17 protein-coding genes and 1 pseudogene are annotated in these 15820 nt (G+C 67.4%); 15 read left to right on the plus strand and 3 right to left on the minus strand.

Annotation, left to right across the window (positions count from 1 at the left end; genetic code table 11):
* Positions 1–93 precede the first annotated feature (93 nt).
* Positions 94–615 (minus strand): NUDIX hydrolase, encoded by a 522-nt coding sequence (locus ACFV88_RS09950; protein ID WP_385488045.1) that lies wholly within the window; start codon positions 613–615, stop codon positions 94–96.
* 214 nt (positions 616–829) lie between these two features.
* Here ACFV88_RS09950 and amcB point away from each other — a divergent pair, with 214 nt between their 5' ends.
* The 15 genes and pseudogenes from amcB (at position 830) to ACFV88_RS10025 (ending at position 13362) form a co-directional block, all read left to right on the plus strand.
* On the plus strand, positions 830–1981 hold the full coding sequence (gene amcB / locus ACFV88_RS09955) for a cyclophane-forming radical SAM peptide maturase AmcB (protein WP_385488048.1): 1152 nt from the start codon (positions 830–832) through the stop codon (positions 1979–1981).
* Positions 1978–2169 carry a multiple cyclophane-containing RiPP AmcA gene (gene amcA, locus ACFV88_RS09960; protein WP_366261125.1) on the plus strand — a complete coding sequence of 64 codons (192 nt, stop codon included), beginning with the start codon at positions 1978–1980 and terminating at the stop codon, positions 2167–2169. The genes amcB and amcA overlap by 4 nt, the downstream gene beginning before the upstream one ends.
* A gap of 77 nt (positions 2170–2246) precedes the next feature.
* Positions 2247–2933, plus strand: a complete 687-nt coding sequence (locus ACFV88_RS09965) for a pentapeptide repeat-containing protein (RefSeq protein ID WP_385488051.1) — start codon at positions 2247–2249, stop codon at positions 2931–2933.
* Between the two features lie 29 nt (positions 2934–2962).
* Complete coding sequence (locus ACFV88_RS09970; RefSeq protein WP_385488054.1) at positions 2963–3688, plus strand: hypothetical protein; 726 nt, start codon at positions 2963–2965, stop codon at positions 3686–3688.
* Positions 3689–3744: 56 nt separating this feature from the next.
* Positions 3745–4242, plus strand: coding sequence for a hypothetical protein (locus ACFV88_RS09975; protein WP_385488056.1), 498 nt, complete (start codon positions 3745–3747; stop codon positions 4240–4242).
* A 428-nt stretch (positions 4243–4670) separates the two neighbouring features.
* Positions 4671–5867: a DUF3800 domain-containing protein gene (locus ACFV88_RS09980; protein ID WP_385488059.1), complete on the plus strand. Its 1197-nt coding sequence runs from the start codon at positions 4671–4673 to the stop codon at positions 5865–5867.
* A 258-nt stretch (positions 5868–6125) separates the two neighbouring features.
* The gene (locus ACFV88_RS09985) at positions 6126–7076 is read left to right on the plus strand and encodes a hypothetical protein (protein WP_385488062.1); all 951 of its coding nucleotides are present in this window, start codon (positions 6126–6128) and stop codon (positions 7074–7076) included.
* 80 nt (positions 7077–7156) lie between these two features.
* Complete coding sequence (locus ACFV88_RS09990; protein ID WP_385488065.1) at positions 7157–8062, plus strand: hypothetical protein; 906 nt, start codon at positions 7157–7159, stop codon at positions 8060–8062.
* 24 nt (positions 8063–8086) lie between these two features.
* Complete coding sequence (locus ACFV88_RS09995) at positions 8087–9112, plus strand: ImmA/IrrE family metallo-endopeptidase (RefSeq protein WP_385488068.1); 1026 nt, start codon at positions 8087–8089, stop codon at positions 9110–9112.
* A 138-nt stretch (positions 9113–9250) separates the two neighbouring features.
* Positions 9251–9535 (plus strand): DUF3892 domain-containing protein, encoded by a 285-nt coding sequence (locus tag ACFV88_RS10000; RefSeq protein WP_385488071.1) that lies wholly within the window; start codon positions 9251–9253, stop codon positions 9533–9535.
* A gap of 104 nt (positions 9536–9639) precedes the next feature.
* A complete protein-coding gene (locus ACFV88_RS10005) occupies positions 9640–9900 on the plus strand; it encodes a multiubiquitin domain-containing protein (protein WP_385488073.1) in 261 nt (86 codons plus the stop codon).
* Positions 9875–11038, plus strand: coding sequence for a ThiF family adenylyltransferase (locus ACFV88_RS10010; RefSeq protein ID WP_385488076.1), 1164 nt, complete (start codon positions 9875–9877; stop codon positions 11036–11038). The genes ACFV88_RS10005 and ACFV88_RS10010 overlap by 26 nt, the downstream gene beginning before the upstream one ends.
* Positions 11035–11442 carry a DUF6527 family protein gene (locus tag ACFV88_RS10015; protein WP_385488078.1) on the plus strand — a complete coding sequence of 136 codons (408 nt, stop codon included), beginning with the start codon at positions 11035–11037 and terminating at the stop codon, positions 11440–11442. Before ACFV88_RS10010 ends, ACFV88_RS10015 begins: the two co-directional genes overlap by 4 nt.
* 782 nt (positions 11443–12224) lie before the next feature.
* A pseudogene (locus ACFV88_RS10020) lies at positions 12225–12545 on the plus strand (helix-turn-helix domain-containing protein); the annotation flags it as partial.
* A gap of 55 nt (positions 12546–12600) precedes the next feature.
* Positions 12601–13362 (plus strand): transposase family protein, encoded by a 762-nt coding sequence (locus ACFV88_RS10025; RefSeq protein ID WP_385488081.1) that lies wholly within the window; start codon positions 12601–12603, stop codon positions 13360–13362.
* Here ACFV88_RS10025 and ACFV88_RS10030 read toward each other — a convergent pair.
* Entirely contained in the window at positions 13322–15097 is a 1776-nt protein-coding gene (locus ACFV88_RS10030) for an Hsp70 family protein (RefSeq protein WP_385488084.1), read from the minus strand. The genes ACFV88_RS10025 and ACFV88_RS10030 overlap by 41 nt on opposite strands.
* Entirely contained in the window at positions 15079–15801 is a 723-nt protein-coding gene (locus tag ACFV88_RS10035; protein ID WP_385488087.1) for a hypothetical protein, read from the minus strand. The genes ACFV88_RS10030 and ACFV88_RS10035 overlap by 19 nt, the downstream gene beginning before the upstream one ends.
* Between the last annotated feature and the right edge of the window lie 19 nt (positions 15802–15820).

Consider the following 15820-nt stretch of genomic DNA (forward strand, 5'->3'; position numbering starts at 1 on the left):
AGATCGAACCACGCGGCCCCATCGAGACCGAAGCAGCCCGCCGCCTCGCCGACGATCTCAAGAACGAGTGATCACCCGGTTACCCAACACTTTCTAAGACGCGGCGCGCTCTCCGGCCACCGGGTAGTTCAGCAGGGCGAACCGCGCCAGGGAACGGACCTGGTCGAAGGTCTTGAGAGTGTCGAGGTCCTCCAGGCCGAACCATGCGGCCCCGTGCACCTCTTCGAGCTGCGCCTCCACGGCCTGTTCCCGGGTGCCCGGCTGCCGCTGGACGTAGAAGAACTGGACCAGCGCCGCCGTCGGGAAGCCTTCGCGCTCGATGTCCACATAGAAGGGCACAGGTTCAGGAGTAGCGTTGTGGTCGGCCGGGTGGATGGCCCGCTGACTGGAGATCGCCTCCACCAGTAGCCCCGTCTCCTCCTTGAACTCGCGCACCGCCGTGCCCGCGAAGGACTCCCCGGGCTCGATATGACCGCCCGGCGGAACCCATTTGTCGAAGCGATTGTGGTGCACGAGCAGCACTTTGCCACGCTCGACGAGGTAGCCCGAGCAGCAGTACACCAGACCGATGTCGCGGGACGTCTGGCCGTCATTGATCAGAATCGAGCGAGGCACCCCGCCACGATAGCCCACAGGAAACCACTCAAACTCCCGTCCAGGTGAAGCAAGTTCAGCGCAGTGTCAGCAGCGCGCCGATGACATGTCATCGGCAATGACAGCGCGATGTCATCGCGTCCACGTCATCGCGGGACGGATCGTGGTCGTATCCCCGGCCTGCAGCTCCCGCTCGCGGCCGGCGATGCCCCTGTCCGTCGAGGAGAGGTCCCCGATGTGCTCTCGTCCGTCCCCGTGGCGTGCCCGGTACCAGCAGCGGTTTGCGGCTCCGCAGACCGTGGTGGTGCAGCCCACGACCTGGTGCAACCTGGGCTGCCTGTACTGCTACCTGCCGTTTCGCAAGCTCAAGCACCAGATGCCCCCGGAGGTGGCCGAGGCCCTGACGCAGGCGGTGGCGCAGTTCAACGACAGCGGCCATCCGATCGGGATCGTCTGGCACGGCGGGGAGCCGCTCGCCGTGGGCCAGCAGAAGTTCGCCGCCCTGCTCGCGCCGTTCGAGGCCCTGCGGCGGGCGGGCCGAGTCCATCACTATGTGCAGACCAACGCGACGCTGATCACCGAGACGTGGTGCGACCTTCTGGCCGCGTACGAGGTCCGCGTCGGGGTGAGCGTCGACGGTCCGGCCGCCTTGAATGCCGAGCGTGTCGACCTGCGAGGCAAGCCCGCCTTCGACCGGATCCTGCGCGGAATCGCGCAGCTGCGCGAGCACGGCATCCCGTTCTCCGTCATCTCAGTGGTCGGCACCCTGGGCATCGCGATGCCGGAGGATCTGCTGGAGTTCCTGACCTCGCTGGGCGCCCACTCCGTGGGCTTCAACATCGAGGAGATCGAAGGGGTCAACACCAACCGGCAGCCGCCCACCGCGGTCCAGGCCGAGGAGTTCTGGCGCCGCACCCTTACCTGGACCCGTGAGCATCCTGGCGCCCCGGCAGTCCGGGAAGTCGAACGCCTCGCCGAATACCTCCAGCTGATCCGGTCCGGCCGGAGAGCTGAGTGGGACGGGCGCCGCCTCGACCCGATCCCCACCATTTCCTGGAAGGGCGACGTGGTCCTGCTCTCCCCGGAACTCGCGGACACGGCGGCGCCCGAGTACGGCAACTTCGTGGCCGGCAACATCCTCGACCGCCCCCTGCCCGAGATCCTCCGGGATGCCCACAGGCTGCGCTACGTCCGCGACTTTCTCACCGGCCTGGACCGCTGCCAGGCCGAATGCGAGTTCTTCGACTTCTGCCGCGGAGCCCAGGCCGCCAACCGCTACTTCGAGAACAGCGACCTCACGACCACCGAGACCAACTACTGCCGGGTCTCCCGGCAGGCCCTGGTCACGGCCCTGTCCACGCTCGCAACCAAGGAGGCTGTTGCATGAAGATCCTGAACCGACTCGCCACATCCGACACCCCCGTCGTGATGGAGTTGATAGCCACGCACGACGTCCCGACCCCGGTGATCGTTGAAGCGACGTGGGACAACCGGCCCACGTGGGACAACTGGGCGAAGAACCCGGCCCCCTTCGACAACCGCCCGACCTGGGACAACTGGAACAAGAAGAAGTAGCCCGCGCCGCTGCTGGCACGCCCCCCGAGGGGGCGTGCCAGCAGCGGCGACCGAGCCACCGCGTTGAAAGGCCTTTGATGAACACCCGCACGATCCGCCGTACGAGCGTCACGCTCCCTGCCCTGAACGAACCGGGTCTCTACCTCTCCAACGTCACCTCTCTGGAGGGTAGCCGTGGCCGGGTGGCGGAGTTCCACTACGCCGACGCCGACCTGCGGGACCTTGACCTGGCCAACACCCACCTGATGGACGGGCGGATCACCGGCCTCAAGGCCCAGCGCACCCGCCTGGAGAAGCTCCGCGTCGACTCCGTGGAGTTCACCGGCTGCGACCTGTCCTCGCTGCAGTGGACCGACAGCAAGATCTCCCGAGCCGTCTTCCGTGACTGCAAGCTCATGGGCGCCGCCCTCGAAGACGTGACGCTCGGCAACGTCCTATTCGAGAACTGCAAGCTCGACTACAGCACCCTCACCCGGGTCCGGACCACCGGACCCGTGATCTTCGCCAACTGTTCGCTGCGCGAGACCACCTTCGCCGCCGCTGACCTCGGCGCCGCCCTGATCGATGACTGCGATCTACGGCTGACCGAGTTCGACGGCGGGAAGTACCGCGGCCTGGACCTCCGGGGTAACGACCTCTCCCAGCTCCGCGGCCTGGCCTCGCTCAAGCAGATCGTCATCGACCAAGCCCAGACACTCCAGCTCGCTGATGCCCTCACCGCCGAGCTGGACGTCACATTCGGTGAAGATCTCGACGACAAGTAGCCCCGCACCCGCCCTGGGGAGGCACGGCCATGGGCCCACAGCTCGTATTCCACACCTTCGACGACCTACGCGGCCGGTGCGACATCGCGCCGATCCGGCAGACCGCCAGCGAGTCCGGATACGACGACGGCGCCATCGTCCCCGACGAGAACTGGAAATCGATCACCGCCACTGACGCCGAGCAGCATCGTGCCGATGACTCGGTGCCGGACAACATCCGGATCGAACTCGTACACCGACCGCTGCCGGACCTCGACTCCGACGACTTGGCCGGCCGCCTCGAAGCCGCCGCCCGCCTCGACCCCCTCGACGGCCGCTGGCCCACCAGCCTCCTGGGGTGCGCGGCCAGCCCCGGCCACTGGGCCACCACCACAGAGGACTCCGCCACCGGGCGCCGGATCGGACTGCACGTCGACAACTTCGACCGGCTGCCGTACGCCCGACGCCACCAGGGCCGCCGACGGCTCTGCCTCAATCTCGGCCCCGGCCCGCGCTACCTGCTCATCGGCGACCGCGACATTCAGCAGATCTGCCGCACGCTCCACGCCAACCTGGACCGGCACTACCCCCACACCGAGGACATCCGCCGGTACGTCGCCGCAGGACACCCGCTGCGTTGCCTGCGCATCCGCCTCGATCCGGGCGACGGCTACATCGCTCCGACCGAATTCCTTGCTCACGATGGCTCGACCGCTGGTATCGACCAGCCCTCCGTCGCCGCCTTCTGGCTCGGCCAGCCACCGAACGCGTCATGACCGATCAGGCACGAGACAGAGCTCAAGGACCGGGAGACCCGAGCGTGGAGGCGAGGGTGCCGCACCCTGCGCTCGCCCCCGCCATCGCCTGGCCCACGCTCGGCATGTGGGTTCGATGGGACGGCGAGCGTCTCGACCTCGTGTCGCTGGCGCCCACACGCGGCACCACAGCGGATCAGGTCCTGCTGCCGTGCTCCTCGGAACTCCTGATACAGCTCGGGAAGATCTCGCTCGGCAACAGCCGTGCCGGCCTGTACGCCATGCGCCTGACGGAGGACGGGGCGGACCACCGTCTGGTGCTCTGCCAGCGAGGTTGGGAAGGTGCGGTCCGAATCAGCGGAGCCGTGTCCTCGGTCGCGGAGCCGCTGTACGGGAAGACCCGGGCGGCCATGCTCGCAGCCGGCCGCGAGCATAGAGCCGCAGGCAAACAAGACGGGTCAGCGCAGTGGAGCGCGATGGCCCGTCAGCTGCTCATGGCCAAGCGTGCGAGTCGGCGCGGACGCAGTGTCCGAACGGTCTCAGGCGGACTGCCAACGCTCGGCAAGCACCGGTGACCGGAAGGACGAAATGTGGCAAAACTCCGGGCATTCCGAGAGATTCAATATCCGACGCTACCGTTACGTGAGGAAGCGTCCTCCGACGATGCCCAGCGCATCCTGCGCCGGGTTCCGGCTGGAGCACCACATAATGCGGATCAAGAACGATCATGAAGGGCGAAGCGGATGCGCCGCACCCTCTGCCGGCGCCACGGAGCATCCGGGATGTCTCCTGCACCCGGTCCAGTCCTCCACAGACCGGTGCACCGACGCTGCAACTGTGCGGCACACCCCTCGTCTGCGATACGCGCCGTCATCCCTGCCGGCTGTGAGAAAGAGGCTTCACCGGCATGCTCGTCATGCCTGCAGCGCAGCAGCAGGCACGGGAGTCGGGTGGAGCGGTCGGGTAGCTTGTCGGTGTGGCGTCGTGCGGCGAGGATGGCGGGGTGATCGAACGTGACCATGCGCCGAACCCCGGGACGGGACTGCTCGGAGCGAACTTCAGTCGTCGCAGCCGTCTGGAACCGACCGACGACCGGGCCGGGGCCGGGCGGTGGATCGCCATCGACGAGTCCAGCTACCACGGCGATCAGCTGCACGGCGGCGACCGCTACATGGTCATGGGCTCGGTGGCCATTGATGACGCTGATGCTGCCGCCATCGTGGACACCCTGCGTGTCGAGGCGCGGATCCAGAAGTCCGCGACAGAGCTGAAGTTCCAGAAGATGTTCGCCGGCACGGCTGCGGGCCGGCGCCGTCACCTCCTGGGCGACCTGCTGGCACCCGATGGTCCGCTCCATGACCGCGCCTCGGTATACGCGATCGACAAGCACTACTTCGTCGCGGCCAAACTTGTCGACCTCCTGCTGGAGGAGCGGTTCAACGCCATGGGCATCGACATCGTCATGAACGGCGTCGCCAGGCAGTTCGCCCTGGACCTGGCCACCGAAGGCCCCCGGGCGATGGGCCGCGACGGCTTCGACCGACTCATCACCACCGCCGTGGGCTTCTTCTCCAAGAGGAACCGTACGGGCGACCATGTCACCGTCGACGAGCTCTTCACCGTCATCCAGCAGTGCCACGCCTACGCCCGCCGCCGTAAAGCCCCGCAAGCGAAGAAGGCGACAGCGGTCTTGGAGATGCTTCGAGAAACCCGCCGCGAAGCCGAAGCCTTCGCCCGTGAACGTCCGGCCAAGGCCACTCCGACCGGAGAGCTCGGGTTGCTCGACGACTCCACCGATCCGCTCGTCACCGCCGTGCCGACGGTTATCCTCCACGCCTCGATCCGACACGGCGGCAAGCTCCAGGTCCTCGCGGACGACCAACGGCTGCTGACCGACGACAAACTCGACGTCCTGGAACGCGGGGCGACAGCCGTGGGTCTGGTGCAAGGTCTGATCAAGCAGAGCCACCTTCAGAGCCTGGTCCGCGGCCGTTCGGTGGACCACCCCTCCCTCCAGCTCGCCGACCTGGTGGCAGGCGCCGGCCGGGCGGTTGCGCGATGGCACAACGGCCAGGACGACCCCGCCGGACAAGACCTCCACCCCATGGTGGCGCCACTAGTCGATCCCGGCGGTCTGCTCATGGATGAGAAGCCCGACGATTTCGCGCGAGTCGACACCGCCCGCGCGAAGCGCCGCTGAACGCCGTGCGCTGCCGCAGAGTCACCTGCGGCTCGAGCACCGGATCGGACGCTGCCCGCCCGAGGTGCTGTGCCGTCGCTGCCCCTGCCGCCGCGCAGAGAGCTGATGCCCCGTGCCCGGCCAGCAGTCGACGAGCCCTTCCGTACGGCAAGTGGAATATGCGCGTGTCGCATGCGAGGGAGGTGGATGCTGGTGTAAGCAGGCGTGAGACCCCGCGGCCGTAGACGTCCGGCGGGGGCAGGGATCGGGGTGGGGCTCGTGACAGAAAGCGCGTACGAGGAGCTGCAGAGCGGCCGGTTGGGGCCGACCACGTTCGAACTGCTGCGGAGGTTGGTTCACCAGGTCCGCCGTGGCACCGGTTTTCCGCCCCCGGAGGGGCACACGGTGTGGAGCGATGACGCGGCTTACGACGTGATTAGTGCGATGTTGTCCCAGGAAGGAGCGGGACAACGGTTCGTGACCGTCTGCTTCACCCAGGCCGCCGACGAAGCCTCTCTGGAACGACTTTTTCTCACGTCGATCAAGAACTTCCTCATCGACGAGGCGAAGAAGACACCGCGAGGCAAGCTTCGGCGCCGTATCGCCCGGCTGATGGGCGAGGACGCGGCCTACCGCAAGCTCAAGGGTTCCCCGCCGCGCTGGGCACTGGCCGACCACGCCGAAGGAGCCGTATGGCAGGGAGATCTCGACGATCTCATCGCCCAGGCCGCACAGGTGAATGGCGTCGGCATCACCCGCTGGAACCACTCCGGCCCCACACCCCAGCAGACCGTGCACGCCCTGATGGCCATCCTGCTGTCCGTGCTGCAGTGCGCACAGGGAGCGGTACGGGAGGAAGACCTCGCCAAGGTTCTCGAGGCCCGGTTCGGGCTTCTGGCACCGGCCCGCATGACCCCTCTGTTCGCCGACGAAGGGACCGTCGCCGCCATCGTCGAGCAGCATGCAGCCACCACCTCACCGGACCCGGCCGGGGTCGAAGGGGTTGCCGAGGACATCTGGCAGCGTCTCTCACCCAACGAGCGTCTGCTGCTTCCCTACTTAGACAAGGACGCCCACCACGCGGCGCAACTACTGGAGATCCGGCAAGGCCATGCGGCGCTTGTCCTGTCCAACCTCAAGACAATGCTCCGTGATGCCCTCTCCGCTGACAGTGACCCCCAGGTCGTCATGGCTGCCCTGTTGCGGCGCTGCAGCGAGGCTGCGCCGTGAACAGCCCCAGTTACGTCGTCTGGACCCAGTGAGAAGAGAATGCGCTGATGGACCACAGCCGAGGAGACGGGGGAGACGGCATGAGCTCTGTCCACACCACTGCCTACCAGAGGCTTCTAGCCGCCGCAGCGAGCCTGAAAGTACCCGACGCCGTCCACCGAGTGGCCACCGCAGCACCCCAGGACCCCCGCCCCGGCCAAATCTGGCGCGCGATGTGGGAGGACACCATCCAGCTGTTGCTGATCACCACGGCCTGTGACGACGACACCGCGCGCATCGTGCCGGCCTCATTCGAGCGGTACGCCGACGCCGACACCCTGCTTCTGCCCGCCCAGGCAACCACCCTGGAGCAGCCGCTGGCCCTGTGGTGGGGCCTGGAGACCACCGTGCCGTGGTGTGTGCTGGACCGGCAGGTCAGCGAGCTGACAAGCCGCCCCGACAACCTCACCTCCCGTGCGCTCGCCGACACAGTGACCGGCGCCCAGTGGGGAAGCCGTACCGTCTTGTCCTCAGCGGCAGACGAATACCGCGCCGTTCTCACCGGCCACTTTGAGGTCCTCGGCTCCGCATGGTGGGCCCCGCAAGGATCGGGAGGTCTCTCCGAGCTCCTTGGCGAGCACGGAATCACCGTCAAGCAGCTCGCGGCCGAACTGAAACTGCCTCCCCCTCTGGCGCTGGACGTGTGGCGGGGCCAGCAGCCCCTCACCGCCGAACAGGCCGCCACGCTCGCCGCACTCCTCGGCCAGCCCGCAGCCCGCTTCCTCGACGCCAACCCCGCCCTGCCACCCGCCGTCGTCCACGAACTCAACCGGCCTCTGCGGCGCAGCCAGGTCAAAAAGCTCTCCGCCCAGTACAACGAGACCGAACACGCCGCCCGTCTGCGCGCCGCCTATGGCGTCTACACGCTCGCGGCACGCGACGACAACCGCACCCAGCCGAACTGGACCGCACGCACCGACCGCTACTTCGAACTCCTCCTGGACTAATAGAGAAGAGGGGGTACCCCCCGAGTGGTCAACTACGTGCTCGCCAGCACCGCCCGCACCCAGGCCGCCGCCATGATCACAGAACTCGAAACGGTCCGCCCCGGCGCCGTCGAACTCCTGGCACAAGGCGCCCTCGCGGAACTGCGGACCTGGCCCGAACTCACCGTCAAAGACGTCCCCGAGAACGAGGCAGCCCAAGGCTGCAGCGTCGCCGGCGCGTACGACTACGGCCCCCCACCCCGCCTGTCCGTCGCCACCTCCAACAGCCACGCACGGCGGGACTTCACCGCCCTGCACGAACTCGGTCACCACCTGCAGAAGAACAGCTTCGACCTCATGGAGCCCTTCAGCAAGGAAGCCGACCGCGGCGTCCTCCTCGAAGACGCCTCCTGCGACGCGTTCGCCGCCCAGATCCTGCTCCCTGCACACCTCGTCGACCAGCACCTGGACGCCAAAGGGCCCACCGCCTCAGCGATCACCCTCCTGTGGGAGACGAGCAACGCCTCCCGCATGGCCGTCTGCGTACGAGCAGCCCAGCACCTCCCCGCCCCCGGTCACGTTCTCCTCCTCGACCCCGTCGGACACCTCGCTTTCGCCGCCTCCCACGGTCTGCCGCCCCTGCGGCGCGGCAGCTTCCAAGGCGACATCCCTGTCATCGACCGCGCCTTGGCCGGCCCCGGCCGCGTACAAGGACGGACCCAGGTCCGCTACCGCGACGGCATCCTCGGACGCGAACTGCACACCGATACGGCCCCCATGGACGGCTACATCGTCGCCGTCCTCGTTACCGACTCCGCCCCCTGGCGCGCCTTCACCCCGCCCACCACCGACACCGGCCCCCGGTCACGCGACTACATCTGCGCGAACTGCGACGAGAACTACCGCTCCTTCGAACCCGCCTGCCTGCGCTGCCGCGTCCCTCACTGCCCCGAATGCGGCCGCTGCGCCTGCCCGCCCCGCACCCCCGGCCGCTCCTGCCCCGGCTGCTTCCTCGAGCACCCGCCCGCGATGTTTGCCCCGGACAGCGACCGCTGCCTCGACTGCTCCTGACACTCCTCCAGCCACACGCGTCTTCCTACCCGCGAGTTACGTCGTCTGTCCCAGGCGAAGCACCCCACCCGGGGTGCTCACGGAACCCGGGCGCCGGCCGCGGGGACCCGTAGGAACGTCGCCGGCAGGAACAGCAACATGGCTATCCAGATCACCGCAGTGCGCCTGACGGTCGGCGGAACCGCGCACGAGCACATCACCCACCTGTGGTGGACCGAGCAGGCGACTGGCAAGACCGGCGACAACACCCGGTCCCAGATCGTCCACTGGATCGAGAACAAGGCCGGCAAGGCCTACACCAGTGACGCAGCTGGCCGCAGCACGGAGGTGCTCGTGGTGACGCCCACCCGAGGCGAGAAGTACCTGCGGACCCACGCCGACGGCGTATGGACCAACAACCTTCTCGCCCTTCCCAGGCGCTGACCCGCCACAACCCCGGGCACTTGGCGCGCCGCCCCCGCAGCGGCGCGCCGGGGTACCCCGGCATCCACAGTCCGAACACGCGCTCCCCACTTCAGGAGGACCCCATGTCCCACGACACTCACGGGCCTAGGCCCGTCACGATCATCGTCAACGCCCGCCCCCACATCTGGGAGGCGAAGGAGATCACCTATGAGCAGGTCGTTGACCTCGCCTACCCCGGCCAGCCGCCGAATGACCAGGACACCTACACCGTCCGCTACAGCCGTGGGCACGACGGCCACGGAACAGGCAGCCTCACCGCCGGCCACAGCGTCCGGGTGAAGAAGGGAATGGTCTTCGATGTCTACCGCACTTCTCGCTCGTGACCCCGACCTGTCCCGCCTCATCGACGACGGCTATGTCATCACCGTCCACGCCGGCCACATCATCGTCCGGATCCCGTACGTCACCGAGAACCGCACTGTCGAGCGCGGCTTCCTCGCCCACCCGATCACCGTCAGCGGAGACCGCCTCGTCTCCGGCACCGACCACCGCATCTGGTTCGGCGGCTCCACGCCCTGCACCGAGCACGGCCACCCCCTGCCCCTGGCCACCCCCGAGAGCCGGGTGATCGCCGAGGGCATGCAGGCGAACTTCATGCTCTCCAGCAAGCCCCCGGACGGCTACCCCGACCAGTACACGAAGATCACCGCGTACACACGGATCATCGCCGACCACGCCCGCGCCCTCGCCCCCTCGGCCACGCCCACCCCCGGCGCCGCGTGGCAGGAGATCGACGACGACACTCCCTTCGCCTACCGCGACACTGCCACCTCCCGCGCCGGCATCACGGCCATCAATCACCGCTTCCGAGGACAGCGCATCGCGATCGTCGGCCTCGGCGGTAGCGGAAGCTACATCCTCGACCAGGTCGCCAAGACCGAGGTCGACTCGATCCTCCTCATCGACGGCGACACCTTCGACAACCACAACGCCTTCCGCGCACCCGGCGCACCCACCCTCGACACCCTCCGCGAACGCCCCTCCAAGGTCACCTACTTCGCCTCGCTCTACGCCAACATGCACCGCCGCGTGACCGGCTGCGCGCAGTACCTCGACGAGGACAACCTCGACCTCCTCTACGGGGCGACGTTCGTGTTCCTCACCTCCGACGACGCCGCCAGCAAGCCGCCCATCATGGACTGGCTCGAAGCCCACGACGTGCCGTTCATCGACGTCGGCATGGGCATCGAAGAGATCGACGGCAACCTCAGCGGACTGCTCCGTGTCACCACCAGCCTCCCCGGCCGCCGAGACACGGCCCGCCAGCGCATCCCCCGGCCGGCACCCGAACGCGACGCCTACGCAAGCAACATCCAGACCGCGGACCTCAACGCGCTCAACGCCGTCCTGGCCGTCATCCGATGGAAACGCTCCCTCGGCATCTACGCCGACGCCACCGACGAGGCCCACGCCACGTACTCACTGATCACCAACGAGATCGCCAACGAGGACCTTCCGTGACCCCGCAAGACACCCTGCGCCCGGTCTTCACCGAGACCTTCCCCGAGGCCATGGGGGCAGGAGTGCTCTACATCTCGATCCCGTACCGCACCTGTGGCCACCTGTGCTGCTGCGGATGCGGCCACGAAGTCGTCACGCCGCTCTCCCCGGCCCAATGGTCCCTCGCTTACGACGGCGAGAACGTGTCACTGACCCCCTCGATAGGCAACTGGTCCCTCCCGTGCCAGTCGCACTACTGGATCCGTGACGGCCACGTCCGCTGGGCCCGCCGCTACTCGCCGGCGGAAATCAACCAGAACCGAAACCGGGACGGCCGCCTGCTGGCCGTCCACGACACCAGAGATCCCCAGCCGAAACGACGGGAAGGGTTCCGCCGCCGTCTCCGGTTCTGGCACCGTCCGTAGACCGACGGGCGAGCCCCCCCCACCGCCCTGCCGGACAAACAGACGCCCACAACGCACTTAGCGACGTTGATGGGGCCTCAGGGGCGAATGGATGTGACGGTGGTTGAGATGCCCTTGTCGAGTTGCTGCCACAGGGCTTCGTAGAACGGATCCTAGTCTAGGGAGCCGCCAGCGGGAGCCCGCCCACGGCTCCCAAGATCGCCCGGACAAGTCCTACTCTAGCGGCGCTCGTTCGCAACACGCTCACAAGGACAGAAGAACCCGCACCTTGTACCAGGTGCGGGTTCTTCCTCGTCGTGGGATGCTCAGCTTCGCCCCGGGAACAGATCGCATGCGTTCATGGTCGCCTGCGCATCTTCCGCCGGGTCGAGCGCGAGCGCCCCGCCCTCTGCGCGAGATGCAGAGGCGGAGCGCTCGTTCACGTCAGGTCAAGAACCGGCAAGTCCGCGAAGCACGTACTGAGACATGCTCCCGTTGCACGTTAATCCTGCGGGATTTCGAGGACGATGGCGTTCTGGCCAATGATTCTTGCGTCAGATTGCCACAATGACCATGGATTCTAGGCACAGAGAGCGCACCTGGCCGAGTTTCCCTACCGCTAACGCAGCACCTCGCGACACCCGCGGCACGGCGAGTCAAGGTGCTTCATTGGCGATTGTTTGTCGGTGTGAGGTCTCAGGAGATGCTTGACCGTTTGCGCTCTGGACATGGTTGACACGTTCGGCTGAACGTCCGCTGTCCTCCACCTGCCGGTGCGGCAGGGGTGCGCTTCCGTCGGAGTCGTGGCTGCACAAGAGTCGGCCGAGTACCGCTACGGGGCTGTCCGCGAAGTGCTCGGCGGGTCTCCGATCAGTGAGGTCGCGGCCCGCTACGGCACCTCGCGCCAGACCCTCCACAGCCGGCGGCGGCGGTTCGAGCAGGAGGGCATGCCCGGTCTACTGGATCGCTCCCGTCGGCCGCGGAGCAGTCCCACGCGCCTGTCCGCCGAGGTCGAGGCCGAGATCCGCGAGCTGCGCCGCCGGCATCCCCGGTGGGGTGCCAGCCGGATCTCCCACGAGCTGTCCGCCCGCGGGCTGGAGTCGGCGCCGTCGCGGGCAACGGTTCACCGGGTACTGTCCCGCAACGGCGTGGTCCGTGCCCAGGAACAGCAGCATCCGCATGGTGCTGGTCTGGATGGCCAAGGGGGACACGCTCGCCCAGCTCGCGGCCCATTTCGGCGTCGCGACCGACACCGCGTGGCGCTATGTCAACGAGGGCCTGGACGCGCTCGCACCCCTGACGCCCACGCTGGAACAGGCACTGTCAGCCTCCGGCGAGGAACGCCGCCCGCTCCTGGACGGCACCTTGATTCCCACCCGGCGCTGCACCGCTGTGGCCACCGAGGTGAACCCGGACCCCTTGTACAGCGGCAAACACCGCGACCACGGCATGAACGTGCAGGCGCTGACCACGACGGAGGGCGAGCTGGTCTTCCTGGGCCGGGCCCGCCCCGGCTCCATCCACGACCTGAGCGCCGCCCGGACGGCATCATGGACGCGGTCACCGCAGCCGACGTGGAAACCCACCGCCGACTCCCGCTACCAGGGCGCCGGCGGCATCGTGCGTACTCCGATCAAGGGCCCCCAACGGCAAAGGACACAACGGCTGGGAGAAGCAGACGAACTCCGCCCCGGCCAAGCCCCGCGCCGCCATCGAGCACCCCTTCGCCATGCTCAAACGCTGGCGCGCACTCGACCGACTCCGCATCAGCCCCAACCGGACCACGACAGCCATCCACGCGATCTTCGCCATCACCCGTCAACGATCTTCACTCACCAGCGCGTAGATCGGAGCGAGCCACTGGCGCGCCCTGAATTACCCACCAGAGTCATGAGGCTGATCAAAGTCCCCGCGTCACCACGCCCTGCGGCTCGCCGTTGACCGTCACAGCCGGATCGGCCTCCACCACACGCACAGACATATCGATCAGTTCGGGGCGGGTGTTGGCTGATTCAGCTGCCGAGAAGTGTCGCAGGTTGGACGAGCCGTCAGCGAACGGACGGACAGTGTGGGCCAGAAGACGGGTCAGTTCCTCGTCGAGACCGTGCTGCAGAGGGGTGCCGTCGGGGCCGAAGGAATCGATCTCGCGCTCGACAAGCTGCTTGCCGGTGGCCGCGTGGGTGGCGGTGAAGTGCAGGATGCCGCTCTCGTTGTAGCGGAACTTGATCTCGATCCTGTTCCGGTGGATGTCCTGCTCACGGGTCGGTAGATCCACCTCGATGTTGGCCAGAGGGAAGGCACGATCGCTGTCGGCCGGGTAGCCGGCCTCGCCCTCGATCACCGGCACGCGCACGAAGGAAGCGCCCGGCGTGTCCGGGCAGAAGTTGGCCGAACCCTCTGCGGGGAGCGTGGCGTTGCGTCGGATGATGGCGCGGAAGCCCTTCTGTTCGCCCGCGCTCACAGCCGTGCCCAGGTCGTAGCTGGTCACCAAGGAGAAGTCGCTGTCATCACCGAGTTCGCCGTCGAGGGAGGCCGCGTAGATGGCTGCGCCTCGGGCGACGGCAGTCATGGGCCGGCACAGGCCGCTGTCGACGATGCGGTCGTGGCCGAGGAGCTCGCCCAGGGCGTGACGCGCCTGGGGGATCTGCGAGGTGCCGCCGATCATCAGAACCGAGTCGATGTAGTCCGCGGTGATGGCCAGGTCTTCCAGTGCCTGGTGGACCGGCTCCAAGGCGCGGGTGATGAGCGGGGTGACCGTCTCGGTGTACTCGGCCGCGGTGATCCTGACCTCACGCCTCGAGATCGAGGGGGCCAGGCCGACCGGAAGGTCGAAGAAAAGCGCGCCGTCCATCGGCACGGAGGACAGGGCGATCTTCGTCAGTTCGACCGCCCGGCGCCACCGGCGTCGTTCGGCCTTAGTGAGCTGGTCCGCGGCCAAGCCGATCTTCTGCTGGATCAGCTTGGCCAGCACGTTGTCGAACTCCAGGCCTCCGAGAGCGGTGATGCCGCGGGAGGTCCGTTCCTCGAAGAGGCTGTCGTCGTATTCGAGGACGGTGACATCGATGGTGCCGCCGCCCCAGTCGAAGACGAGGAAACGGCCGGGGATCGGGACATCGTGGACATACGAGATCGCAGCCGCGGTGGGCTCGTTGAGTAGGGCCCGGACCTTCACTCCGCCGAGCGCTGCTGCGGCACGGGTGCGGTAGCGAGCACCGCCCGTGGCATTGGCGGGGACGGTGACGACCGCGTCGGAGAGGTCGAGCAACTGGGCCGAGACACCTTCCTTCATCCGACTGAAGAGTGAGGCGGCCGCGACCGTGCTGTGGAACTTCTCCGAGCCAACCCAGACGTGGTGTTCCTCAAGCTGAGCTGCCGCGTCAAGGCCGTCGATGTCGCCGTTCTTCTCGGCACCGGAGCGAGTGCCAAGCATGCGCTTCACGGCGTCGAGCGGCTCGCTGGTACCGGTCTTCGCCTCCCAACCGAAGCAGAGGGTGCGCTGGAGGTCACGGACGGACAGCGCGGAGGGGAAGAGCTGCTCGAACTCCGACATCCGCCACTGGGCGGGCACGTTGTCGCCGTCGACCGGCAGCACTTCGGTGGTGTGCCCGTTCCAGTGGGCCACCACGGAGTTGCTGGTGCCGAAGTCGATTCCGAAAGTCATCGCGTTTCCCTCCACGTCATCCGGCGATCCTCGTTACCTCCAGGGCGGGAGCGTGACCCGCCGTTTCGCCGCCTGTTGCCTCTGTTCTGCCACTTTTCGGGTTCCTGACCCCGGTGGGGTTTCTTCCTCTCCTGCGGTGCAGAAGCCTGCTTCTCCGGCTGCTTGTCCTCATTTTTGGCATGGGTTGCTCTACGCCTCTGCCCGGGCGTCATTTCCGCGGGCGGGATCTTGGCAACGGCCCTCAACCAGCCGCGTTCGACGAGCTTCCCCGACTCCTTGTCGACGTACGCGGGCGCGACGACTTCAAAGGTGACCGGGCCTCTCTTCATCACGCCGGGCTGGTCCTCCACGACGTTGAACAGCGACTGATCGCCAACGTCGCCAACGATCTGCAGGCCGGCCTTCGCCGCCTCGTGGTCGAGGCGGGTCAGCACCACCTTCAGGGTCTTCGCGTCCAGTGCCTGCCGGTGCAGGAGCGCCAACTGGGCCAAGTGCATCTGGCGTGTGCGGACACTCTCCAGCACACCCTTGCGCACAGCCTCGGTGAACTGGGGAAGCACTCGGCGCATCAGCTCGGCACGGAAGGCGGAGACCAGATCAGCCTCGATCTCCTTGTCGGCCAGAGCTGCACCCAGTTTCTCCGTCGCCGCGTCCAACTCCTTCTCCACCAAGGGCAGGAGCGTCTCGTTGACCGACTTCAGGATCGCAGCGGCGTCCAAGGCCCCTGGGGTGAAATCG

Origin of the sequence: Streptomyces sp. NPDC059816, assembly GCF_042732055.1 — a bacterium.
In the GTDB taxonomy this organism is placed as follows: Bacteria; Actinomycetota; Actinomycetes; order Streptomycetales; family Streptomycetaceae; genus Streptomyces.

Coding starts and splice junctions, on each gene's coding strand:
- amcB (WP_385488048.1), top strand. CDS start 830: ATGTGCTCTCGTCCGTCCCCGTGGCGTGCCCGGTACCAGCAGCGGTTT.
- amcA (WP_366261125.1), top strand. CDS start 1,978: ATGAAGATCCTGAACCGACTCGCCACATCCGACACCCCCGTCGTGATG.
- ACFV88_RS09965 (WP_385488051.1), top strand. CDS start 2,247: ATGAACACCCGCACGATCCGCCGTACGAGCGTCACGCTCCCTGCCCTG.
- ACFV88_RS09970 (WP_385488054.1), top strand. CDS start 2,963: ATGGGCCCACAGCTCGTATTCCACACCTTCGACGACCTACGCGGCCGG.
- ACFV88_RS09990 (WP_385488065.1), top strand. CDS start 7,157: ATGAGCTCTGTCCACACCACTGCCTACCAGAGGCTTCTAGCCGCCGCA.
- ACFV88_RS10000 (WP_385488071.1), top strand. CDS start 9,251: ATGGCTATCCAGATCACCGCAGTGCGCCTGACGGTCGGCGGAACCGCG.
- ACFV88_RS10005 (WP_385488073.1), top strand. CDS start 9,640: ATGTCCCACGACACTCACGGGCCTAGGCCCGTCACGATCATCGTCAAC.
- ACFV88_RS10010 (WP_385488076.1), top strand. CDS start 9,875: ATGTCTACCGCACTTCTCGCTCGTGACCCCGACCTGTCCCGCCTCATC.
- ACFV88_RS10025 (WP_385488081.1), top strand. CDS start 12,601: ATGGTGCTGGTCTGGATGGCCAAGGGGGACACGCTCGCCCAGCTCGCG.